Origin of the sequence: Bordetella petrii, assembly GCF_020991325.1 — a bacterium.
GTDB classification, from domain to species: domain Bacteria; phylum Pseudomonadota; class Gammaproteobacteria; order Burkholderiales; family Burkholderiaceae_B; genus Bordetella_A; species Bordetella_A petrii_E.
Genome location: NZ_JAJMLX010000044.1, coordinates 1 through 23,062 on the forward strand (window position 1 = coordinate 1; position 23,062 = coordinate 23,062).

Genomic DNA, 23,062 nt, shown 5'->3' on the forward strand with positions numbered 1-23,062 from the left:
GCCCCATGGTGTTCGCCGCCACGGGCACCGGCATGGCGCCGATCAAGGCGATCCTGGAATCCCTGCTGGATGACGACAACAGTCCGCCGTGGGTGTTCAGGGGCAGCGGCCCGTCGGACGCAAAATCGCCCTGCCGCGCGCGCGCGCCGGCGCCGCCGCGCGGGGCATAGCCCAGTTCTTCCAGCAGCATGGCCAGCGTGATGGTGAAAGAATCGTAGATCGCCAGGTAGTCGATCTGCGAGGGATTCAGTTGCGCCTGGGCCAGGGCCCGTCCGCAGGCGCGCGCTGCGCCGGTGTCCAGCACGTCGCGCATGGCGCAAAGGTGTTGGTGGCGATGTGCCTGTCCCGCGCCTGTGACCAGCACGGGCCCGTCGTCGGCACTTAGCACCAGGGCCGCGGCGCCATCCGAGATGGGGCAGCAGTCCAGCAGATGCAGCGGCGTGGCAATAGGCTTGGAATCCAGCACCTGTTGCACGGTGATGGGGTCGCGCAGGTGCGCGTCGGGGTGGCCGGATGCGTTGTGGCGCATCAGCGCGGCCAGTTCCGCCAGCGATTCGCGGCGGGTGCCGGTGCGGTGCATGTAGTCCGACGCCAGCAAGGCATAGTAGGCGGGCACGGATGCGCCGTTGGGCACCTCGGTGTCGGCCTCGCCCACTTGCGCCAATGTCTGGATCGACGCGTCCACGGCCTGCCCGGTAAGCCGGTTTTCACCGGCCACGACCAGTACGCGGCGGCAAGTGCCCGTGCGCAGCAGTTCGCGCGCCAGCATCACCATGGCGGCGCCGGTGGCGCCGCCCATCTGCATGCCGTGCGCATAGCAGGGGTCCAGGCCCAGCTTTTCGCTGAGCAGGGTGCCCAGCATCAGGTGCGGGAACGTGGTGGCATAGCCGCAAAGCACGCCGTCGATGCTGTCGCGGGCCAGCCCCGATTGCGCCAATGCCAGGTTGGCGGCCTGCGCCATCAGGTCCAGCGCCGAACTGCCTTCGTGGCGGCCGAAGCGGGTGGTGGCGGCGGCCACGATGTAGGCGCGCGGGCCCGCGTGGCGGTCAGGCATGCGGCAGCCACGCGCGTTCGATCTCGCGTGCCTCGTGGGACAGGGCCTGGGCCAGTTCCTGTTCGCGCGGTTCGATGCGCTCGTTCAGCGCGGCCACGCTCAGCGCGGCAATGGCCCGCCCGCTGGGCCCGCGCACGGCCACGCCCAGCCCGCCCATTTTCTCCACCACCACATCCAGCAGCATGGCGTGGCCCAGCTGGCGCGCGCGCCGCGCGGCGTCGTCCAGTAATTGTTGCGGAAAGCGCGGGTACTTGGCGGCCAGGCGTTGGCGCACCATGGGCAGCACGGCGGCGGCCTCGGTTTCGTCCAGCGCCGACAACAGGGCCAGGCTGCCCGCGCCCACTCCCAGCGGACGGCGGCTGCCCACCTGCAGGTAGTTGGCGCGGATGGGGTAGTCGCCAAAGCACAGATCCACGCAAATAGATTCCCACCCTATGGGCAGCGACAGGATGACGGTGTCGCCAAAGCGGCGCGCCAGGCGGATCAGGGCAGGCCGCGCCAGCGAGCGCACGTCCAGGCCGTCGACCATGGCGTGGTGCATGGCATACACCTGCGGGCCCAGAACGTAGTGCTTGCTGACCGGGTCGCGCTCGATGAAGCTCTCGGCTTCCAGGTCTTTCAGGATCCGGCGCGCGGTGGAAATATCCAGCGCCGCGCTGTGTGCGATGTCCGTCAGCCGGTGCACGCGCTGGTCGGAAAGGCTGGCCAGCACCCGGCAGACTTTCCTGGTAGAAGATACGGCGGAAGCATCAAGCGTGGACATGAAGGTGGCCGGGTCCGGTTGCGGGGTTGGGTCACAAGATAAGAAAAGCCGGCGGGCGCCGTAAAGTTGCAACGCAACAAATAATCGCCCAGCGACAATTTTCTGCCCGGCAGCGGCGAAACAGGAACGCTGTATGGCGTCCAGCAACAGTAGGCTGTGTAGTGCGCGAACCTGGCTGCCGGCGGCTAGATCCGTTTACTTGGGGGCCAGCCCCGCCGCTTGTACGACCGCGGCGTATTTTTCGATTTCCTGTTCAAGGTAAACGGAAAACTCGCCGGGTGGCCGCGGGTCGGGTTCGGCACCGATACGCCGCAGCTGTTGTTTCAAGTCGCCGGAATCCATGATGGCGGCCATGGCGCTCCGCAGGCGCTGCAACACCTGCGGCGGTACTTTGGCTGGCGCGAATACCGCAAACCAGGCACTGACTTCGAAGCCCGGTATGCCGCTTTCGGCCACCGTGGGCACGTCGGGCAGCAACGCGCTGCGCTGCAGGCCGGTGACCGCCAGGGCGCGCAGCTTGCCTTGCTGGATGTTGGGAATCGAGGTGGTCTGCAGATCGAACATCAGGGGCACATGGCCTGCCATCACGTCCACCAGGGCCGGCGCGCTGCCCCGGTACGGAACGTGCGTCAGCCGCACTTTGGCGGCGTTGGCCAGCATTTCACCCGCCAGGTGGTTGGATGTTCCAGGGCCGGCGGAGGCATAGTCCAGGGTGCCCGGCTGCTTGCGCGCGGCGGCAAGCACGTCCGACAGTGTCTGGAAAGGTGATGTGGCCGGCGTTACCAGCACGAAGGGGGTCGAGGCCACGGGCGCTATCAGCGCGAAGTCGCGGACCGGGTCGTAGCCGACGTTCACGATCGCCGGGTTGATGGCGTGCGAGCTGACCGTACCCAGCAGCAAGGTGTAGCCGTCCGCCGGCGCTTGCGCAACAAAGCGCGCCCCTATCGCGGTACCCGCGCCGCTTTTGTTCTCGACGACGACCGGCTGCCCCAGTTGGGCGCCCAGCTTCTCGCCGATGGCTCGCGCCAGGATGTCAGCGGAGCCCCCCGCGGGATACGGAACCACCAATGCAACAGGACGGGTGGGGTAGTCCTGGGCTGCCGCCTGCCCCGAGGCGGCAAGCAGAATACAGGAAACCGCGGGCGCTATCAGTCGGCACAGTTGGTTCATGCAGGTCATCCGTCATGGGTGGCATTCCATTGCTGGGCGATGATGTTTCGTGCCAAATGCTCCCAACTTCGTATCCGCTTGTCTAATACCGTTCAATGCAGACGCTGATACGTATGGCGAATCACGCGGCCGCACGCCGCGCCCGCACTGTTCTAGTGCGCTTGTGCATTGCGTTGGGGGCATGGCCCAGCGCGCTGGCCAGGAACGCCTGGATGACCGGGTTGTCGTTGCCGGTGGCGTAGGCAAAAACCAATTGATACGCCGGCGGGTTCCGAGCCTGGGCTATGTCAAGGAAACATACGTCTTCCATATGCAGGCGGCGCATCGACGCCGGCACCAGCGCGATGCCAAGCCCGCCCGCGACCAGCGTCAGGATGGCCTGCATCTGCGAGGCTTCCTGCACGACCCTGGGCATGAAGCCCGCGGCCTGACAGGCGCCGAGCAGCGCGCTGACAAAGCCCGTTCCCTCGGCCGCGGGGAACGAAACGAATGGCTCGGCCGCCAGTTCTTTCATCTTCACCTTCTGGCGTTTGGCGAGGGGATGTCCGGCGGGTACGGCAAGCACGAAATGCTGGGGGCGCAGCCCCACCAGTTCGAGCCCGCGCGCGTCGTAAAGCGGCCCCACCAGCAGCGCAAGGTCGGCATGCCCGTTATGTACGTCTTCCAGCTGGCGCCGCGTGGTTTCCGCCGTCAGTGTCAATTGCACGGTTGGATAATCGCGCTGGAATCGCTTGAAGATCTCTGGCAGCACATCAAGCGCGGCGCTCGGCACGAACGACAGGCGCAAGGCGCCTTCCAGTCCGCTGCCCGTGCGGCGGGCGCGTTCGCGTGCCTGTTCGACGAATTGCAGCAACCGTATCGCATCCTGGTAGAAAACCTGGCCTGCCGGCGTCAGCCTGACGTGGTGTTTGCTGCGGTCCAGCAGGGCCGTGCCGATATCGGCTTCGAGGTTCTGCACCGCGGTGGACAGCGGCGGCTGGGACATGTGCAACCGCTCGGCCGCGCGGCGAAAGTTCAGTTCTTCGGCGACGACGACAAACTGGCGAACCAGGCGAAGTTCGAACATGGGCGCCTCCGGGCGGCTGAGGTCGGATCGCAATATCTGACACGAATCACGCGGCTATGTAAATAGTATTGGATATATCAAAACCGCCCACCTAGCATGACCATCTTCAAGGCCCTTGCCTGTTTCCACTTGAGGATCGACCAGATGCAACCGTCCTTGCTTGAAGAAATCCCGCAGGTTCCGAACCCTTATCCAGTCGTCGCGACTGTCGAATACCCGGAAGTCTGGCGCCTGTGCACGCAAGCGCGGGATCTGGCCTGGGATCCCGTCGCCGACATCGATTATTCCGATTTGAAGAATGCGGATCTTCCCGACGAGGTCCGCACTGCGGGCGCGGAATGGTGGAGCCTGCGCGCCTGGATGGAGCATGGCGCCACTCCTTATGGCGCCGAACGCCTGCGCGAGGCGATTTTCTCGCACCAGCCTTTCGAGATAAAGCAGCACATCACCAACTTCATTGCCGAAGAATTCCGGCATCACGAGGCCAGCTTCCGCATCGCGGAGCACTTGAGCGGCTACGAAGCCACGCCGCGGGCCGACTATTTCAAAGACATCATTCCGCGCTTTCACGACGAGAAAGACGAAAAAGCGATGAGTTTCTACGCGGGCCTGTCGGTCAATACCTTGTTCGAACAGCTTTCGGGCGAACTGCTGCAGGCGCGCTACGAGAATGCGCGTTTTGCCTCGATACGGGAAGCCTGTCGGCTCATCTTGCGGGACGAAGCCCGCCATATCCAGTTCGGCCGCATCATCATGCGCCGGTTTTTCGCTGAACTGCCCGACACCGAGAAACGCACCATCGGCGAGAAAGTGGCGAAGAAGCTCCGGGGCAGCCTGCTCAACGGTGTGTATGCGGTAGTGAACCTGCCGGACGACGAGCGTGCCCGGTCGGGCCGCAACCGCGCGCTGGCCGCCGACCATGGCCTGGGCGCGACGCATCCGGACGAAGAACTGGCCATTATCCGCAAGGGCCTGAACCAGATCCGCGAAGATGTGGGCGCCTACGGTGTCGAGATTCCGCGCGTGCCGGAAATCGACGATAGCGTCCAGTGAGGCCCACATGGCGAACCGCATCATCGACGTCGCCACGATCGCCGCGCCGCTGGGCGCCTACAGCCAGGCGATTGCCTCCGGCGGCGCCGGAACCTGGCTACATATCGCCGGCCAGGTCGGCGTGGACGCGAATGGCAGGCTGGCCGAAGGCTTCGAGGCCCAGGCGCATCAGGCGTGGTCGAACCTGGTGGCTGTGCTGTCCAGTGCCGGCATGCAGGTCGGGCACCTGGTGAAGGTCAGCACGTTCCTGGCCAGGCCATCGGACCTTCCGCTGCTGGGCCCGGTGCGCGCGGGTTTTATGGGCGATGCCAGGCCGGCTTCCACTGTCTTGATCGTGCAGGCGCTGGCCCGCCCCGAGTGGCTGGTGGAAGTCGAAGGGACCGCGTTCCTGCCTGATTCCGCCTGAACCGAGGCCGCATGCGCACCCGCCCCGAAGCCCTTACCCGGCAACTGCGCCAGATCGGCTCGCGCTGGCAGCAAGACATACGCAAGGCCGGCGACGAGACCAAGGCGCTGTACTTGCCCCTGCTGGCGCAGGCGCCCAAGGCCGGGATCGAGGTCGCGGCCAACCTGGCTTATGGTGGCCACTCCCGCCAGGTTCTCGACGTATATCGCCCCGCCGGAGCGCAGCATGCGCCCGTGGTCCTGTTCGTGCACGGCGGTGCCTTCATCCGGGGTGCAAAAGACATCAACGCCGAGATGTATGGCAACGTGCTGACCTGGTTTGCCCGCCACGGATGCATCGGCGTCAATGTGGAGTACCGGCTGGCGCAGGACGCCCCCTATCCTGGCGGTACCCTCGACGTGGCGCTGGCCGGCGCATGGGTGGCGCGCCATGTTCATACTTTCGGCGGCGACCCGCGCAAGGTGTGCCTGATCGGCCATTCTGCCGGCGGCACGCACGTGGCAAGCCTGGCGTGCGACCCGCCGCCCGGGCTGGCGCCGCTGGATGCGCGCTGCATGGTACTGGTATCGGCGCGCCTGAAGGCCGATACGCTGGACGCTAACCCCAACGCGGCCGGCGTCAGGGCTTATTTCGGCGATGACCCGGCGCGCTACGATGCCTGTTCGCCGCTGACCCATGCCGCGCGCGCCAGCGTGCCGGTACTGGTGGCCAATGCCGAATACGAGAATCCGTTGCTGGATTTATACGGCCTTGAATTTGCCCTGGCACTGGGCCGGGCGCGCAACGCGGCGCCCCTGCACATTGCCGTGCCCGATCACAACCACGTATCGATCATGGCCCACTTCAATACCCCGGAACAGTGGCTGGGCGAACAGATCCTGGCGTTCTTCGAGCGGTCGTGCGGCTGACGGCCGGCCGGAATGGCCGGGCCGGCCCGCCGCATTATTCGCCGCACTACTGAATGGCCACCAGTTCCGCCCCTTCGGCCACCTGGTCGCCCACCGCGTAGAACAGTTCTTCGACCTTGCCGTCGGCGGGCGCGGAGATGGTGTGCTCCATCTTCATGGCTTCCATGACCAGCAGGGGCTGGCCCTTGGACACGCTGTCGCCCGCCTTGACGGCAATGGAGATGATCTTGCCCGGCATGGGGGCGGTAAGGCCGCCGCCATGGTCGGCCTGGCCGTCCTGCGCGTGGGCCAGCGGATCGTGCAGGCCCAGCACCTGGGTGCGGCCTTCGCGGAACACGTAGGCTTTTTCTCCCTGCAGCACCACCGTGCCGGTGCTTTCATGGCCGCCCAGGGCAATGCGCAGGCCGTAGGCCAGGTTCGGGTTGGCGCCCGGCTGCGCCCGCCACGAGAAGGGCTGCGCCTGTTCGCCGTTTTGCAGCGTCCAGGCCTGGCCCTGGCGCACGACGCCGACCTCGCGCAGCGTGTCGCCGTCGAGCCATTGCAAGGTTTGCTGGTAGCGGCCGCCCAGGCGCCAGCCATCGCGCACGTCCCAGGGGTCCGTGGCCGGTTTGGCGGCCTGGCCGGCGGATGGCGCCAGGCCCTGGCGCACCAGCAGCGCGGCGGTGGCCAGGGCCAGCACGGCGGTGTCGGCCGGCGCAGGCGGCGGCAGCAGGGTTTGACGCTGGCGCTCGATCAGGCCGGTATCCAGGTCGGCGCCAGCGAAGGCTTCGTCCTGCATCAGGCGGGTCAGGAAGGCCACGTTGGTCTGTACGCCCACCGCGTGGGTGTGCGCCAGGGCCTGGATCATGCGCGCGCGGGCCTGGTCGCGGTCGGCGCCATGCACGATCAGCTTGGCGATCATGGGGTCGTAGTACGGGGTAATGGTATCGCCCATGCGCACGCCGCCGTCCACCCGCACCGGGCCGTTGGCAAACGCCACATGGGGCGGCAGTTCCAGGTAGCCCAACGTGCCGATAGAAGGCAGGAATCCTTTGTCGGGGTTCTCGGCATAGATGCGCGCCTCGATGGCGTGGCCGTCGATGCGCAGGTCTTCCTGGGCGGCCGGCAAGGGCTGGCCCGCGGCCACGCGCAGCTGCCATTCCACCAGGTCGTGGCCGGTGATCATCTCGGTGACCGGGTGCTCTACCTGCAGCCGCGTGTTCATTTCCATGAAATAGAAGCGGCCGTCGGGCTCGGCAATGAATTCCACAGTGCCGGCGCCTACGTAGCCCACGGCGCGCGCGGCGGCCACGGCGGCTTCGCCCATGGCCTGGCGCCGCTCGGGCGTCATGCCGGGCGCGGGGGCTTCTTCAATGACCTTCTGGTGGCGGCGCTGCACCGAGCAGTCGCGTTCGAACAGGTACACGCAATTGCCGTGCGCGTCGGCGAATACCTGGATTTCAATATGGCGAGGCTTCTGCAGATAGCGTTCGATCAGCACGCGGTCATCGCCGAAACTGGACGCGGCCTCGCGCTGGCAGGATGCCAGCGCGTCCAGGAATGCGCCGGCCGATTCGACCACGCGCATACCCTTGCCGCCGCCGCCGGCGCTGGCCTTGATCAGTACGGGGTAGCCGATGGAATCGGCCTGCGTTTTCAGGAACTGCGGATCCTGGTTGTCGCCGTGATAGCCGGGCACCAGCGGCACGCCGGCTTTTTCCATCAGGGCCTTGGCCGCCGATTTGCTGCCCATGGCGGCAATGGCGGATGCCGGCGGGCCCACGAAGGCGATGCCGGCATCGGCCGCGGCCTGCGCGAAGGCCTCGTTTTCCGACAGGAAGCCGTAGCCGGGGTGGATAGCCTGCGCGCCGGTGTCGCGCGCGGCCTGCAGGATGGCGTCGCCGCGCAGGTAGCTGGCGCGCGGCTCGGGGCCGCCGATATGCACCGCCACGTCGCACGCCGCGACATGGCGCGCGCCCGCGTCGGCGTCGGAATAAACGGCCACTGTGCGGATGCCCAGGCGGCGGGCAGTGGCGGCGACGCGGCAGGCGATTTCACCGCGGTTGGCGATCAGCAGAGTATCGAACATATGTGTGGTCCCATCTCGAATAGTGACTACTAGTGCTGCATCTTTCCCTACAGCGCCGCGCGTTGGACTATGTTCTCGCGCATTGCGTTGATCCCAGCGGGGGCGCCGCGGATCCGGCTTTGCCGGTCCGCCCGCGCCGCCCCCTTGAGGGATGAGCCCTATCTACATCCGGAATACCCCGAAACGGGTGTCCTCGATCGGCGCATTCAATGCGGCCGACAAGGCCAGCCCCAGCACGCGGCGCGTATCGGCGGGAGCGATGATGCCGTCGTCCCACAGGCGCGCGGTGGCGTAGTAGGGGTGCCCTTCGCGTTCGTATTGCGCGCGGATGGGCGCCTTGAAGGCCTCTTCTTCCTCGGGCGACCACTGGCCGCCCTTGGCCTGGATGCCGTCGCGGCGCACCGTGGCCAGGACGCTGGCCGCCTGCTCGCCACCCATGACCGAGATGCGGGCGTTGGGCCACATGAACAGCATGCGCGGCGAATAGGCGCGGCCGCACATGCCGTAGTTGCCTGCGCCGAACGATCCGCCTATCAGCACCGTGAACTTGGGCACCTTGGCGGTGGCCACGGCGGTGACCATCTTGGCCCCGTGCCGCGCGATGCCTTCGTTTTCGTACTTGCGGCCCACCATGAAGCCGGTGATGTTCTGCAGGAACACCAGCGGGATCTTGCGCTGGGCGCACAGCTCGATGAAGTGCGCGCCTTTCTGCGCCGATTCCGAGAACAGGATGCCGTTGTTGGCCACGATGCCCACCGGCATGCCATGGATATGCGCAAAGCCGGTGACCAGCGTAGTGCCGTAGCGGGCCTTGAATTCATCGAACTCCGAGCCGTCCACCACGCGGGCAATGATCTCGCGCACGTCATAGGGCTTGCGGGTGTCGGCGGGAATGATGCCGTTGAGCTCGCCGGGGTCGTAGCGCGGTTCGCGCGCGGGCGCCAGCGCCAGCGGCGCGGGTTTCTGGCGGTTCAGGCGCGCCACGGCGTTGCGCGCCAGCTGCAGGGCGTGCATGTCGTTGACGGCCAGGTGGTCGGCCACGCCCGACAGGCGCGTATGCACGTCGCCGCCGCCCAGGTCTTCGGCGCTGACTTCTTCGCCGGTAGCGGCCTTGACCAGCGGGGGGCCGCCCAGAAAGATGGTGCCCTGGTTGCGCACGATGATCGATTCATCGCTCATGGCGGGCACGTAGGCGCCGCCCGCCGTGCACGAACCCATCACCACCGCGATCTGCGCGATGCCCTGGGCCGACATGGTGGCCTGGTTGTAGAAGATGCGCCCGAAGTGGTCGCGGTCGGGAAAGACCTCGTCTTGCTGCGGCAGGTTGGCGCCGCCCGAATCCACCAGGTACACGCAGGGCAGCTGGTTCTGCGCGGCGATTTCCTGCGCGCGCAGATGCTTCTTCACCGTCATGGGGTAGTACGTGCCGCCCTTGACGGTGGCGTCGTTGCACACAATGACGCATTCGGTGCCCGCGATGCGGCCAATGCCGGTGATCACGCCGGCCCCCGGCGCCTCGCCGTCGTACATGCCGTGGGCGGCCATGGGCGACAGTTCCAGGAACGGGGTGCCCGGGTCGATCAGCCGTTCCACGCGCTCGCGTGGCAGCAGTTTGCCGCGCGCCACGTGCTTGGCGCGCGCAGACTCGCTGCCTCCCAGCGCGGTCTGCGCCAACTGGCGCGCCAGGTCGTCCAACTGCGCCTGCATGGCGCGCGCGTTGTCGGCGTAGTCTTGCGAACGGGGGTTGATGCGGCTCTCGATGATGGGCATGGTTGTCTCGGTGTGCGTCAAGCTTTCTGCGGGCTCGCCGGCCTTGCGGGTGTCAGGCTCCCGAAGGGTGCCTGACACCTGGGTATTTGCATTGCGGTGCAAATCGGATTCGGTGGGTGTCTGACACCCTGCGGGAGTCAGACACCCAAGGGGCTTTGCTGGTTACAGCATCTCGATGCCCATGGCCACGGCTTCGCCGCCGCCGATGCACAGCGTGGCCACGCCGCGCTTGCCGCCGGTTTTGCGCAGCGCGCCCACCAGGGTGGCCATCAGGCGCGCGCCCGAGGCGCCGATGGGGTGGCCCAGCGCGGTGGCGCCGCCGTGCACGTTGACCTTGTCGTGCGGCAGCTTGAAGTCGTTCATGGCGGCCATGGTCACCACGGCGAAGGCTTCGTTGATTTCGTACAGGTCCACGTCTTCGGCTTTCCAGCCGGTTTTCTCGAACAGGTTCTTCAGCGCGCCCACCGGCGCGGTGGTGAACCAGTTGGGTTCTTGCGAATGCTGGCTGTGGGCCACGATGCGGGCCAGCGGTTTCAGGCCCAGCTCTTCAGCGGTGGACGCGCGCATCAGCACCATGGCGGCGGCGCCGTCGGAAATGGACGACGAGTTGGCCGCGGTGACCGTGCCGTCTTTCTTGAAGGCGGGCTTCAGGGTGGGGATTTTTTCCGGCATGGCCTTGGCGGGCGCTTCGTCGGTATCGACCACGGTATCGCCCTTGCGGCCGGCCACGGTGACGGGCGTGATTTCCCACTTGAAGCTGCCGTCTTCGCTGGCGGCGCGGGCACGGCGCAGCGATTCCAGCGAGAACGCGTCCTGCTGTTCGCGCGTAAAGCTGTACTTGCTGGCGCAGTCTTCGGCGAACACGCCCATGGCCTTGCCGCGGTCGTAGGCGTCTTCCAGGCCGTCCAGCGCCATGTGGTCGTACACGGTGCTGTGCCCGTAGCGATAGCCCTGGCGGCCCTTCAGCATCAGGTAGGGGGCGTTGCTCATGCTTTCCTGGCCGCCGGCCACCACCACGCGCGCCGAGCCGGCCGCCAGCAGGTCATGGCCGAACATGGCGGCCTTCAGGCCCGAGCCGCATACTTTGTGGATGGTGGTGCATGCCACCCCCAGCGGCAGGCCGGCGCCCAGCGCGGCCTGGCGGGCGGGCGCCTGGCCCTGGCCGGCCTGCAGCACGTTGCCCATGATGACTTCGTCCACCTGCTCGGGCTTCAGGCCGGCGCGTTCCACGGCGGCCTTGATGGCGGCGGCGCCCAGCTCATGGGCGGCCAGGCCGGACAAACTGCCCAGCATGCCTCCCATGGGGGTGCGGGCAACGGAAACAATGACGACGGGATCGGACATGATGGGCTCCTGATAAACAAATATGGGCGTGGCGTCACGCGTGCGCGACGCGTTGCGGCGCGCTTTCCGGGCGCAGCCGCCTGTCAGTATCGTACGGGAAAAACTCTTCTATCCTGCCCTGCGCCAGTCGGGCGCGGCAGGCCTGCCACCAGTCGGGCTGCAGCAGTTCGGCGTGGTGGCGCAGGAAGGCGCGCCGCACGCGCGGGTCGCCCAGCAGGAAACGCTCGAACTCTTCGGGAAATACGTCGTTGGGTCCCACCGCGTACCAGGGCTCGCTGGCCAGTTCGGCTTCTTCGTTGGGGGCGGGCGGGATGCGGCGGAACTGCATTTCGGTCATGCGCTGGATTTCGTCGTAGTCGTAGAACACCACGCGCCCCAGCCGGGTGACGCCGAAGTTCTTGTACAGCATGTCGCCCGGGAAAATGTTCGCGGCAGCCAGTTGGCGGATGGCGTCGCCGTATTCGCGCACGGCCTGGTCCACCAGGGGTTCGGAGGCATGCTGCAGGTAGATGTTCAAGGGTGTCATGCGGCGTTCGATATACACATGGCGGATCACCACCGTGTCGCCGCTTTCTTCCAGCAGGCTGGGCACGCGTTCGCGCAGTTCCCGCAGCAGGTTTGACGAAAAGCGCGCGCGCGGCAGCGCCACCTGCGAGTATTCCCAGGTATCGGCCATGCGGCCCACGCGGTCGTGCAGCTTCACCATCTGGTACTTGCGCCGCACGGTGGCGTGGTCGATGCCGTCTTTGTCGATGCGGTCCTTGATCAGCTTGAACACATAGGGGTACGAAGGCAGGGTGAACACGCACATCACCATGCCCTTGATGCCGGGTGCGATATCGAAGGCATCGCGCGAATGCGCCAGGTGATGCAGGAAGTCGCGGTAAAACAGTGTCTTGCCCTGTTTTTGCAGGCCGATCATGGTGTACAGCTCGGCCTTGGGCTTGCGCGGCAGCAGGCTGGACAAGAAATTGACCACCGCCGCGGGCGTTTCCATGTCCACCAGGAAGTACGCGCGGGTGAAGCTGAACAGCGTGCTCAGGTCGTCGGCGCCCAGCAGCAGCGCGTCCAGTTCGGCCTGGCCCGCGGCATTGCGCGCCAGGGCCACGGCGAAAGGGTGCACGTTGCCCTGGTTGATCAGGCGGCCGACGATGTAGGCGCCCTTGTTGCGGAAGAACAGCGTGCCTAGTACCTGGATCTGGCAGTCCGAGGCCAGCCGCTTGCCCACGTGGCGCGGCCACTGGGCGCGCAGCTGTCGCACGGCCGTGCGCGCCAGCAGGCGGGTGTCGCGGGGCAGGTCGGCATAGGCCACGGCCAGGCCGAAGTCGGCCACCACACGGACCAGGCTTTTGCGCAGGCCTTCGGTCAACGGGTAATACACGCGGTACGAGGGAATGCGGCTGTCCAGATAATCCGTGGCCACCGCCGGGCGCACGAACAGGAAGTCGTTGTGGAAATAATCGCGATGCAGGATGCGGCACGACACCGAATTGAAGAACGTCTCGGCGCATTCGGGCTGGCGGTGCTGGTGCAGCAGGCCCACGAACTGTTGCTTTACGGCCTGCCAGAACGTGGTCTGTTCGGCGGTAAGGCTGGTGGCGGCTTCGTCGGGGGCGGCGCCGTGGCGCAGCATCTGGCGCAATTGCGTGGCGCACTCGCGCACCCGCGTATCGTAGTATTCGATGCGCTCGCGCGACAGCTGCTGTATGCCGTGCCAGTCGCCCGATTCGAACAGCGACTTGGCGCGCTGCGCGCTGTAACGGAACAGCGCATAGTGGCGGTCGAAGCCGGCCAGGATCTGGCGCGCCACGTCCAGCGGATCGGGCTGCGGCGCCGGAGCCGGTTCGATGCGCTGGACGTCGCCGCGGTAGATCATGGCTGCCGGCTCAGGCGGTTTCGGCGTACAGTTCGCGGCCGATCAGCATGCGGCGGATCTCGCTGGTGCCTGCGCCAATTTCGTACAGCTTGGCGTCGCGCCACAGGCGGCCCGTGGGGTATTCGTTGATGTAGCCGTTGCCGCCCAGGATCTGCACGCCTTCGCCGGCCATCCAGGTGGCTTTCTCGGCGGTGTACAGAATGAGCGCGGCGCAGTCCTTGCGCACCTGGCGCACGTGTTCAGCGCCCAGTTTGTCCAGGTTCTTGCCCACCGCGTAGCAGAAGGCGCGGCTGGCCTGCAGCGTGGTGTACAGGTCGGCCACCTTGCCCTGGATGAGCTGGAATTCGCCGATGGCCTGGCCGAACTGCTTGCGGTCGTGAATATAGGGCACCACCACGTCCATGACCGCCTGCATGATGCCCAGCGGGCCGCCCGACAGCACGGCGCGTTCGTAGTCCAGGCCGCTCATCAACACCCGCACGCCGCCATTGACCTGGCCCAGCACGTTCTCTTCGGGAATTTCGCAGTCCTGGAACACCAGTTCGCCGGTGTGGCTGCCGCGCATGCCCAGCTTGTCGAGCTTCTGCGCCACCGAGAAACCCTTGAAGGATTTTTCCACCAGGAAGGCCGTGATGCCGCGTTGGCGGGCCTCGGGGTCGGTCTTGGCGTAGACCACCAGCGTGTCGGCGTCGGGGCCGTTGGTGATCCACATCTTGGTCCCGTTCAGCACATAGCGGTCGCCCTTTTTGTCGGCGCGCAGTTTCATGCTGACCACGTCCGAGCCTGCGCCCGGTTCGCTCATCGCCAGGGCGCCCACGTGTTCACCCGAGATCAGCTTGGGCAGGTAGCGGGCTTTTTGTTCGACCGTGCCGTTGCGGTTGATCTGGTTCACGCACAGATTGGAATGCGCGCCGTACGACAGGCCGATGGACGCGCTGGCGCGCGAGATTTCTTCCATGACCACCATGTGGGCCAGGTAGCCCAGATTGGCACCGCCGTATTCCTCGCCGGCCGTCATGCCCAGCACGCCCAGGTCACCGAACTTGCGCCACAGGTCCATGGGGAACTGGTCGCTGCGGTCGGTCTCGGCGGCGCGCGGCGCGATCTCGGCCTGCGCGAACGTGCGCACGGCGTCGCGCAGCATGTCCAGGTCTTCGCCCAAGTCGAAATTCAAACCGGGAAGGTTCATCGGTGTCTCCGTGATAGTAGGCGCTTACATTGCATGAGGATGCCCGGGCCGGCGGCCCTTCGGATCCATGATGCGCCGCAGCGGGCATGCAGGCAATGTACAAAGTACATATTACGTTTACGTAAACGTAAAGTAGACACGGGTTTTCCCTTAAGAAAAACCGCCCATGCACGGCCGGGCCTCATGCCAGAATTTGGCTACCAACCTGTATACAGGCCTGTCTTGCGTCAACTGAAGGAGCCACCGTGGTCGAACTCGCCGATCTGGACGACATTGTTGCGCTGCGGCGCGATATCCATGCCCACCCCGAACTGGCCTACGATGAACACCGCACCGCCGCCCTGGTGGCCGAACGCCTGCGCGCGTGGGGCATCGAGACGCATACGGGCATCGGGCGCACGGGCGTGGTAGGCGTCCTGGCCGCAGGCACGGGCCCGCGCGCCATCCTGCTGCGGGCCGACATGGACGCCCTGCCCATCCAGGAAGCCAATACCTTCGCCCACCGCTCGCAGCATGACGGCAAAATGCACGGCTGTGGCCACGACGGCCATACCGCCATGCTGCTGGCGGCCGCGCGCCACCTGAAGCAGGCGGGCGGCTTCAATGGCACGGTGTACGTGGCGTTCCAGCCCGCCGAGGAAAACGGCGGCGCGGGCGCCCGCGCCATGATCGAAGACGGCCTGTTCGAACGCTTCCCCTGCGAGGCAGTGTTCGGCATGCACAACTGGCCCGGGTTGCCGGCCGGCAGTTTCGGCGTATGCAGCGGCCCGATGATGGCGGCCGCCAACGCGTTCAAGATCACGGTAACCGGGCGCGGCGGGCATGCCTCGGCGCCGCAGGATTGCGATGATCCGGTGCCGGCGGTGCTGGCCATCGGCCAGGCGCTGCAAACCATCCTGACGCGCAGCAAGCGGCCCCTGGATGCGGCCGTCATCTCCATCACGCAACTGCAGGCCGGCAATGACGTGACCAACATCATTCCGGGCACGGCCTGGCTGGGCGGCTCGGTGCGCGCCTACAGCACCGAGGTGGTCGACCTGATCGAGCGCCGCATGAATGAGCTGTCGGCCCCCATTGCCGCCGCGCACGGCTGCCAGGCCGACGTGTATTTCGAGCGGCGCTATCCCGCTCTGGTGAACACCCCCGACGAAACCCGGTTCTGCCTGGACGTGATGCGCGACGTGGCGGGTGCCGACCAGGCGCGCGTTATCGAGCCGGCCATGGCGTCGGAAGACTTCGCGTTCATGCTGCAGGCCAAGCCAGGCTGCTATGCCTTCCTGGGCAATGGCGATGGCGACCATCGCCTGGCCGGCCACGGCCTGGGCCCCTGCATGCTGCACAACACCAGCTACGACTTCAACGACAGCCTGATTCCCGTGGGGGCTGCCTATTGGGTGCGGCTGGCGCAGCGGTACCTGGCCTGAATCCGGCCCGCCGTCCGCCATGCGCGCGGCGGCGGGCCTCCATGGCACTACCCTGAGCCGCCGTGGCGAGTTCTTGCGGGTATTGCCAGGTGTCTGGCACCCGGCGGGCGCCAGACACCGCCTACCAGCTTTGCTGTCTGTGTTTATCGTGTTTTCAACCGGAGCCGTCATGACCAGAACCGCCCTGCTGTCGAACTTCATCCATGCCCTGGCCGTTGCCGCCCTGGCGGCCTTTGGCGTGGCCGCCCAGGCCCAGCCGGCCTGGCCCGGCAAGACCCTGACCTTGGTGGTGCCCTACACCGCGGGCGGCACCAACGACACCCTGGGCCGCGCGCTGGGCGATGTACTGCGCCAGATGCATGGCACCGCCACCATCATCGAGAACAAGCCCGGCGCGGGCGGCAGCGTGGGGGCCGATGCCGTGGCGCGCGCGCAGCCCGACGGCGCCACGCTGCTGCTGGCGTCGACCAGCCCGCTGACCATCTTCCCGAACCTGGTGAAAACGCCATACGACCCCATGAAAGACCTGGTGCCCGTGGCCAGCGTGGCGGTGGGGCCGGTGGCCATCCTGGCCACCAAGGCCTTGCCGGTGCGCACATTCGGCGAACTGGTGGCCCATGCCAAGAAGCATCCGGGCAAGGTCACTTTCGGCGTGCCCGGCCTGGGCACGGTGGCGCACATCGGCATGGCTGCCCTGAACAAGGAAGCGGGTATCGACATGCTGCAGGTGCCGTATCGCGGCGGCAGCCAGGCCGTGTCCGACGGGCTGGGCGGCCAGGTCGACTTGCTGGTGGTCAATACCGATATCGTGCTGCCGCATGTCGAGGCAGGCACCCTGACGCCGCTGGCGGTCATGGCCCCGAAGCGGCTGGCACCCTGGCCCGACGTGCCCACCATGGCGGAACTGAATCTGCCCGATATCCGCTATTTTTCGAACTTCGCCCTGTTCGCGCCGGCCGGCGTGCCGGACAAGGTCATGCAGGCCATGCAGGACGAACTGGGCAAGGCGCTGGCCAGCCCGCAATACCAGCAGATGCTGGACCAGAAATTCATGCAGCCCGGCACCGGCATGGGCGCGGACTTCGTGCAGCAGGTGCGCTCGGATTACAGCAACAACCAGCGGGTGATCCGCGAAGGCAATATCCGCGTGCAATAGCCGCGTGGGGCCGCGCCGCGTTTCAGGCGTGGCGCGGGCCGGCCATGATCAGGGCCATGCCGGCCAGGCACAGGCCCACCCCGGCCCAGTCGGTCAGGGTGGGCCGCACGCCATCGACCGCCCACAGCCACAACAGCGCCGCGCTGACATACACGCCGCCATAGGCGGCGTACACGCGTCCCGAGGCGGTGGGGTGCAGGGTAAGCAGCCACACGAACAGCGCCAGGCTCAGGGCGGCCGGCAGCAGCAGCCAGGGCGTGTGCCCGTGCTTCAGCCACAGATAAGGCAGGTAGCAGCCCAGGATCTCGGCCAGGGCTGTCAGCGCGTACAGGCCCAGGGTGGATGGCAGGCCCATGGGTCAGGCCTCGTCGGGGTAGCGGGCCACCATGCGTTCCATGGCCGGCACGCCGGGCCGGCCGTGTTCGCGCAGCCCCTGCGCCGCGCCTGCGCGATTGGGCGCGGGCTGGTTCTGGCTGACCTTCCATTTGCCGCTAAGCTGCTCGATGTGCAGTTCAATGCCGACCACGGCGGCCACCATTTTCTCGATGAAATCGGCGGGGGCGTCCGCCACCGACCACGGCTGGGCGAAGCCCGCCTCGTGCTCGGTGGTCAGGGTGTCCAGCAGCTGGCGCAGCCAGTTGGCGTCATCGACGGCCCGCAGGGTGCCGCGCGCATGCACGACCGCGTAGTTCCAGGTGGGCACGGCCTTGCCGTGCTCGCGCTTGGACGGATACCAGGATGGCGAGATATACGCATCGTCACCCTGGAAAATGGCCAGGGCGGGCGCGCCCGAGCCCACCGCGCGCCATAGCGGATTGGCGCGCGCCACATGGCCGCGCAGCACGCCTTGCGGCCCTGCCGAGGCGTCCAGGTGCAGCGGAATATGGTTGGCGTCGAAGCCGCCGGCGCCGTCCGTGGCAACCAGGGTGGCCAGCGGCCGCGCGCGCATCAACGCGTGCAGGACCTCGGGGCGGGATTCCTCGAAATGGCGGGGCAGGTACATCGGGATTCTCCGGCGCGCCGGCGGCGCGGCGTCATCAGGGGTGTTGCGTCAGCAGATGCTGGCATTGCCGTTCCTGTTCGGCAATTTCCGCCAGCGTGTCGTCGATGTCGCGGCGCTGCTGCTCAAGGCTGGCGCGATGCTTGGCCAGCACGTCCAGATATTGCCTAAGCTGGCTGGCATTGTCGCCGGGCCCGTCGTACATGTCGATCAGGGCGCGGATTTCCGACAGTTGCAGGCCCAGCCGCTTGCCCCGCAGCGCCAGCTTCAGGCGGGTACGGTCGCGCGAACTGTAGACGCGATTGCGCCCTTCACGCTCCGGGCTGACGATGCCCTGGTCTTCGTAGAAGCGGATCGTGCGCGGCGTGATGTCGAACTCGCGCGAGAGTTCGGAGATCGTCCAGGTAGGGGGCATGCGAGGTTTGGCAGTTTACGTAAACGTAAATTATGATGGCCTGGAACAATCGTCAAGCCTTACCGAGAGCTTCCATGAATCCCAACGAGCATCAATTGCAGTACCCCTGGGGCGACGTGCAGCCCGAACCCGGCTATGCCAAGCAGGTGGCCGATGGCGTGAAATGGATACGCATGCCGCTGCCATTCGCGCTGGACCACATCAACCTGTGGCTGCTGCGCGACCAGATCGACGGCCGCGAGGGCTGGACCATCGTCGATTGCGGCATCAGCCGCGACGAGGTCAAGGCGCTGTGGGAGCAGGTGTTTGCCAATGAACTGGAAGGCTTGCCGGTGCTGCGCGTGCTGGTCACCCACATGCACCCCGACCACGTCGGCCTGGCGCACTGGCTGTGCGAACGCTGGAACGCCGAGCTGTGGATGAGCATGACCGACTACATGGTGGCCTCGTTGTGGTCGTCGCGCAGCGGTGGATCGGGCCCCAACGGGCAGGCCGCGGTAGAGCATTTTGCCCGCCACGGGCTGACCGACCTGGATGCGCAGGCGCAGATCCGCCAGCGTGCCGGCTATTACCCCAACCTGGTGCCGGCCATGCCGGCGCGCTACACGCGCATGCTGCATGGCGACGACGTGTCCATAGGCGGGCGCCCCTGGCGCGTGATCGTGGGCTATGGCCATGCGCCCGAGCACGTGTCGCTGTTCAGCCCAGAGCTGTCGGTGCTGATTTCAGGGGACATGGTCCTGCCGCGCATTTCCACCAACGTCAGCGTGTTCGACTACGAGCCCGACGCCAACCCCCTGCCCCTGTACCTGCGTTCGCTCGACCGCTACGCCGACCTGCCGGCCGACACGCTGATATTGCCGTCGCACGGCCGTCCCTTCAAGGGCCTGCACGAACGCATCGCGCAGCAGCACCAGCACCATGCCGACCGCCTGGACGAAGTACTGCAGGCCTGTGCCCAGCCGCAGTCCACGTCCGACATCGTGCCCGTGCTGTTCAAGCGCAAGCTCGACCTGCACCAGCTTACCTTTGCCATGGGCGAAGCGCTGGCGCACCTGCATGCCCTGTATTTCGAGGGCAAGGTGTCGCGCCGCACCGGCGACGACGGCATCGTGCGGTTCACGGCCAGCTAGGTCGCCCAGGCCGCCGGCCGCCCGCGCCTTGCGGGGCCGGGCGGCGTTATCGGCTGGCCGTGGCCAGCCGCAGCGCCAGCCCCAGGAATACCAGGCCGGCGATGCGGTTCAGCCAGCGCGTGGCCGTGGCGGATCGCTGCAGCAACTGCCCGAAGGTACCGGAAAAAAAGGCAATGCTGCCGAACACCACCAGGGTGGCCAGCATGAATACGGCGCCCAGCGCCACGATCTGCAAGCCCACCGGTCCGCGCGCGGGCGAAGTGAATTGCGGCAGGAAGGCAAAGAAGAACAGCAGCACCTTGGGATTGGTCAGGTTCATGATGATGCCGCGCCGGTACAGGGCGCCGCGCGCCATGGGCGCGGGCCGGCCGGCGTGGGCGGGCCCGCCGCGGGCGCGCAGCGCCTGCCAGGCCAGGTAGGCCAGATAGGCGGCGCCCACCAGCTTCAGGGCCGTGAAGGCGTGCGGCGATGCCGCGAACACGGCCGCCAGCCCGGCCGCCACCGCGGCCGTATGGCCCAGCAGCCCGGTACATAGCCCCAGCACCACGAACATGCCGGCCGCGCGGCCCCACATGGCCGACTGCATCAGCACGAACAGGTTGTCGGGGCCGGGCGTCAGGGCCAGCAATACGGCAATACCGAAGAAGGCAAGCAGGGTGTCGAAGGGCAGCATGGCGTGGGATGGGTGGCGTGGCGCACCCGCGCGGCGGCGGGCAAAGGCCACCAGCGTACTGCGCGGCGAACCCGCAAGGCAATCGGCGCGGCGCGGTTTTCGCGCGGGCGGCGAATCTCCTAATATCGGGGTTTGGAATTTTCCGTCGCCCTCGAAGCAACCACATGGCCAAGCACAACGCTCCGCATATCGACACGCTGCTGCAGCATACCGCCACGGCGCCGTTCAATCCGCAATCCGGCTCGGCGCCGGTCAACCTGCCGTCCATGCGCGCCAGCACCGTGCGATTCGAGAGCCTCGATGCCCTCGAAGCCACCCAGCGCCGCAAGGCGTCCGGCGAGCGCGCGGCCACGTACGGTCGCATGGGCATGGACACCCATGCCGCGCTGGAACAAGTTTTCCGCGAACTGGAAGGCGGTACCCATGCGTACCTGGCTCCGTCGGGCCTGGCGGGCATTACCCTGGCCATGACCTCGCTGCTGTCGGCGGGCGACCATGCCCTGGTCGCCGATTGCGTCTACGGTCCAGTGTACGAACTCGATGCCGCGCTGCTCAAGCGCATGAATATCGAGCTGACCTATTTTTCCGCCGACGACGACCTGGAATCGCTGCTGCGGCCCAACACGCGCATGGTCTATGTCGAATCGCCGGGGTCGCTGCTGTTCCAGATGCTGGATATCCCGGCGCTGGCCGCCTTCTCGCGCAAGCATGGGCTGGTGCTGGCCTGCGACAACACCTGGGGGTCGGGCTATATCTACCGGCCGCTGGCGCTGGGCGCGCATGTCTCGGTGGTGGCTGGCACCAAGTATGTGGGGGGCCATTCCGACCTGATGCTGGGCGCGGTGGTTACCAACGATGCCGACATCGCCAAGCGCCTGAATCGCACCCAGTACGCCATGGGGTATTCCGTCAGCGCCGACGATGCCTGGCTGGCGCTGCGGGGGGTGCGCACCATGCCCATCCGCCTGGCGCAGCATGCGCGTCACGCCATGCAGGTGTGCGAGTTCCTGGCGCAGCGGCCCGAGGTGGCGCGCATTTACCATCCTGCCTGGCCGGCCGATCCGGGCCACGCGCTGTGGCAACGCGACTGCACGGGGTCGAACGGCATGCTGGCCGTGGAACTGCGCCTGTCGCCCCAGGCCTCGCGCCGTTTCGTCGACGCCCTGGATTTGTTCGGCATTGGTTTTTCGTGGGGCGGCTTCGAAAGCCTGGTGCAGTGGGTAACCCCGGGCGAACTGGCCCGCCACCGCTACTGGGCGGGCGGCGACCATGCCCTGGTGCGCCTGCACATCGGCCTGGAAGACCCGCGCGACCTGATCGCCGACCTGGCCCAGGCCCTGGAGCAGGCGGCCGCGTAAGCGGCGCCACGGGTGTCAAGCCATGGCGCTGCCTTAAGATAAAAAAGGGTATCACCGGGTGTCTGGCTCCGAAGGTGCCGGACACCGTTGTGTGCAACGATAGTCTCAGTTGGACGGTGTCCGGCACCCTGACGGGAGCCAGACACCCGGCGGTGCCCGCGAAAACTCGCCACGGCAGCTCAAGAGAGTGCCATGGCGGTCTGACACCGTTTCCGCCCGCGCCGGATATTACTTCTGGCGCGCCAGCGGGATCAGGCGATCCACTTCGCGCAGGGCGCCTTCGTAGCTGTTGCCGGCCATGGCGGGCGAGGTCATGAACTTGCCGCCCACCGCGAATGCCGGGGTGCCGTCCACGTTGTAGGCCTGGGCCAGTTGGTCGGCCCGCTGCACTTGCGTCTGCACGCTGAACGAGTCGAACACCGAATCGAATTTGGCGCGGTCCACCCCTTGTTCGGCCGCCCAGTCACCCATGGATTTTTTGTCGAACAGGCGCTTGCGCTCGCCATGCAGGGCCGTGAAGAACTTGGCGTGCAGATCGGGGCGATTCAGCGTCAGCAGCGTGTAGTACAGCTGCTGCATGGGCTTCATGCTGGCATTGAAGGCAATGGGCACCTGCTTCAGCACCACATCCGGCGGCGCCGTCTTGGCCCAGGCTTCCACCATGGGTTCCATGGTGGCGCAGTGGGGGCAGGTGTAGGCGAAGAATTCCAGCACTTCGACCTTGCCCGGGGTGTCGGACGGATGCGGCGGGTTAATGACGATGTGCTGGTCGCTGCCCTGGGCCTGGCTGGCTGGCGCGAACAGGGTGGCGGCGGCCAGTGCCGCGGCGGCGATAAGGCGGGTGAACATGGAGGACTGCATCATGCGTGTTCCTGAGAAAGAAGTTACGGTGACAGACCGGCCGCGCCGCGGATAAGTTCAATGGCGGGGGCGGCCTACTGCCGCACCACCGCGGATTCGATCTTGTTTTCGCCCAGGCGGCTGCGGGCGCGGTTCATGTCGTCGAGGCGGGCAAAGGGCCCCACCCGGACGCGGTTGACCTGCATGCCGTTGACCTCGGCGCGCTGCACGGCCACAGGCAGCCCCAGCAGCAGGATACGCGCCTTCAGGGCCTCGGCGTCTTCCAGGACACGGTAGGCGCCGGCCTGCAGGAAATACTTGCCGTTGGCCGCAGCCGTAGCGCGCGGCGGGGGCGCGGCGGGCTTGTCGGCCTGGGCGCCACCGGGCGGCAGGGTG

General features: G+C 66.8%; 22 protein-coding genes. 7 read left to right on the top strand and 15 right to left on the bottom strand.

Translation table 11 applies throughout. From position 1 onward, the window contains the following. The 4 genes from LPZ50_RS06890 to LPZ50_RS06905 form a co-directional block, all read right to left on the bottom strand. Positions 1 to 1,054 (bottom strand): thiolase family protein (locus LPZ50_RS06890; protein WP_230659172.1); only part of this gene is annotated, 1,054 nt, incomplete at its 3' end. Then, the gene (locus tag LPZ50_RS06895) at positions 1,047 to 1,817 is read right to left on the bottom strand and encodes an IclR family transcriptional regulator (RefSeq protein WP_230659174.1); all 771 of its coding nucleotides are present in this window, start codon (positions 1,815 to 1,817) and stop codon (positions 1,047 to 1,049) included. The genes LPZ50_RS06890 and LPZ50_RS06895, both read right to left, overlap by 8 nt. 195 nt (positions 1,818 to 2,012) lie before the next feature. Beyond that, positions 2,013 to 2,987: a Bug family tripartite tricarboxylate transporter substrate binding protein gene (locus tag LPZ50_RS06900; RefSeq protein ID WP_230659176.1), complete on the bottom strand. Its 975-nt coding sequence runs from the start codon at positions 2,985 to 2,987 to the stop codon at positions 2,013 to 2,015. A gap of 121 nt (positions 2,988 to 3,108) precedes the next feature. Continuing rightward, on the bottom strand, positions 3,109 to 4,053 hold the full coding sequence (locus tag LPZ50_RS06905) for a LysR family transcriptional regulator (RefSeq protein WP_230659178.1): 945 nt from the start codon (positions 4,051 to 4,053) through the stop codon (positions 3,109 to 3,111). Between the two features lie 144 nt (positions 4,054 to 4,197). Here LPZ50_RS06905 and LPZ50_RS06910 point away from each other — a divergent pair, with 144 nt between their 5' ends. Genes LPZ50_RS06910 through LPZ50_RS06920 form a run of 3 tightly spaced genes read left to right on the top strand, consistent with a single transcriptional unit; the run spans position 4,198 to position 6,420 of the window. Beyond that, a complete protein-coding gene (locus tag LPZ50_RS06910) occupies positions 4,198 to 5,106 on the top strand; it encodes a hypothetical protein (RefSeq protein ID WP_230659180.1) in 909 nt (302 codons plus the stop codon). 7 nt (positions 5,107 to 5,113) lie between these two features. Then, a complete protein-coding gene (locus LPZ50_RS06915; RefSeq protein ID WP_230659182.1) occupies positions 5,114 to 5,512 on the top strand; it encodes a RidA family protein in 399 nt (132 codons plus the stop codon). Between the two features lie 11 nt (positions 5,513 to 5,523). Continuing rightward, on the top strand, positions 5,524 to 6,420 hold the full coding sequence (locus LPZ50_RS06920; protein ID WP_230659184.1) for an alpha/beta hydrolase: 897 nt from the start codon (positions 5,524 to 5,526) through the stop codon (positions 6,418 to 6,420). A gap of 46 nt (positions 6,421 to 6,466) precedes the next feature. Here LPZ50_RS06920 and LPZ50_RS06925 read toward each other — a convergent pair whose 3' ends face one another. The 5 genes from LPZ50_RS06925 to LPZ50_RS06945 form a co-directional block, all read right to left on the bottom strand. Continuing rightward, positions 6,467 to 8,488, bottom strand: coding sequence for an acetyl/propionyl/methylcrotonyl-CoA carboxylase subunit alpha (locus LPZ50_RS06925; protein ID WP_230659186.1), 2,022 nt, complete (start codon positions 8,486 to 8,488; stop codon positions 6,467 to 6,469). Between the two features lie 162 nt (positions 8,489 to 8,650). Next, positions 8,651 to 10,258 carry a carboxyl transferase domain-containing protein gene (locus LPZ50_RS06930; protein WP_230659188.1) on the bottom strand — a complete coding sequence of 536 codons (1,608 nt, stop codon included), beginning with the start codon at positions 10,256 to 10,258 and terminating at the stop codon, positions 8,651 to 8,653. Between the two features lie 162 nt (positions 10,259 to 10,420). Next, positions 10,421 to 11,602: an acetyl-CoA C-acetyltransferase gene (locus tag LPZ50_RS06935; RefSeq protein ID WP_230659190.1), complete on the bottom strand. Its 1,182-nt coding sequence runs from the start codon at positions 11,600 to 11,602 to the stop codon at positions 10,421 to 10,423. Between the two features lie 34 nt (positions 11,603 to 11,636). Then, on the bottom strand, positions 11,637 to 13,478 hold the full coding sequence (aceK, locus tag LPZ50_RS06940; protein WP_230659192.1) for a bifunctional isocitrate dehydrogenase kinase/phosphatase: 1,842 nt from the start codon (positions 13,476 to 13,478) through the stop codon (positions 11,637 to 11,639). Positions 13,479 to 13,488: 10 nt separating this feature from the next. Next, positions 13,489 to 14,667 (bottom strand): isovaleryl-CoA dehydrogenase, encoded by a 1,179-nt coding sequence (locus LPZ50_RS06945; RefSeq protein WP_230659194.1) that lies wholly within the window; start codon positions 14,665 to 14,667, stop codon positions 13,489 to 13,491. Positions 14,668 to 14,912: 245 nt separating this feature from the next. Here LPZ50_RS06945 and LPZ50_RS06950 point away from each other — a divergent pair, with 245 nt between their 5' ends. Further along, a complete protein-coding gene (locus LPZ50_RS06950; protein ID WP_230659196.1) occupies positions 14,913 to 16,091 on the top strand; it encodes a M20 aminoacylase family protein in 1,179 nt (392 codons plus the stop codon). 169 nt (positions 16,092 to 16,260) lie between these two features. Beyond that, a complete protein-coding gene (locus LPZ50_RS06955) occupies positions 16,261 to 17,247 on the top strand; it encodes a tripartite tricarboxylate transporter substrate binding protein (protein WP_230659198.1) in 987 nt (328 codons plus the stop codon). Positions 17,248 to 17,269: 22 nt separating this feature from the next. Here the strand turns inward: LPZ50_RS06955 and LPZ50_RS06960 are convergent, their stop codons facing one another. The 3 genes from LPZ50_RS06960 to LPZ50_RS06970 are packed head-to-tail and all read right to left on the bottom strand — an operon-like array spanning position 17,270 to position 18,662. Next, positions 17,270 to 17,602, bottom strand: a complete 333-nt coding sequence (locus LPZ50_RS06960) for a YnfA family protein (RefSeq protein WP_230659200.1) — start codon at positions 17,600 to 17,602, stop codon at positions 17,270 to 17,272. A 3-nt stretch (positions 17,603 to 17,605) separates the two neighbouring features. Next, positions 17,606 to 18,250, bottom strand: coding sequence for an FMN-binding negative transcriptional regulator (locus LPZ50_RS06965; RefSeq protein ID WP_230659202.1), 645 nt, complete (start codon positions 18,248 to 18,250; stop codon positions 17,606 to 17,608). Between the two features lie 34 nt (positions 18,251 to 18,284). Next, complete coding sequence (locus LPZ50_RS06970) at positions 18,285 to 18,662, bottom strand: MerR family transcriptional regulator (RefSeq protein ID WP_230659204.1); 378 nt, start codon at positions 18,660 to 18,662, stop codon at positions 18,285 to 18,287. A 74-nt stretch (positions 18,663 to 18,736) separates the two neighbouring features. On the opposite strand from LPZ50_RS06970, the gene LPZ50_RS06975 reads away from it, so the two are divergent. Continuing rightward, the gene (locus tag LPZ50_RS06975; protein ID WP_230659205.1) at positions 18,737 to 19,795 is read left to right on the top strand and encodes an MBL fold metallo-hydrolase; all 1,059 of its coding nucleotides are present in this window, start codon (positions 18,737 to 18,739) and stop codon (positions 19,793 to 19,795) included. Positions 19,796 to 19,841: 46 nt separating this feature from the next. On the opposite strand, the gene LPZ50_RS06980 is transcribed toward LPZ50_RS06975, so the two are convergent. Further along, a complete protein-coding gene (locus LPZ50_RS06980) occupies positions 19,842 to 20,468 on the bottom strand; it encodes a LysE family translocator (protein ID WP_230659211.1) in 627 nt (208 codons plus the stop codon). 164 nt (positions 20,469 to 20,632) lie between these two features. Here LPZ50_RS06980 and metC point away from each other — a divergent pair, with 164 nt between their 5' ends. After that, positions 20,633 to 21,826 carry a cystathionine beta-lyase gene (gene metC / locus LPZ50_RS06985; RefSeq protein ID WP_230659207.1) on the top strand — a complete coding sequence of 398 codons (1,194 nt, stop codon included), beginning with the start codon at positions 20,633 to 20,635 and terminating at the stop codon, positions 21,824 to 21,826. A gap of 228 nt (positions 21,827 to 22,054) precedes the next feature. Here the strand turns inward: metC and LPZ50_RS06990 are convergent, their stop codons facing one another. Then, on the bottom strand, positions 22,055 to 22,687 hold the full coding sequence (locus LPZ50_RS06990; protein WP_230659213.1) for a thiol:disulfide interchange protein DsbA/DsbL: 633 nt from the start codon (positions 22,685 to 22,687) through the stop codon (positions 22,055 to 22,057). Positions 22,688 to 22,761: 74 nt separating this feature from the next. Continuing rightward, on the bottom strand, positions 22,762 to 23,062 hold a 301-nt coding region (locus LPZ50_RS06995; RefSeq protein ID WP_230659209.1), incomplete at its 5' end, for an SPOR domain-containing protein.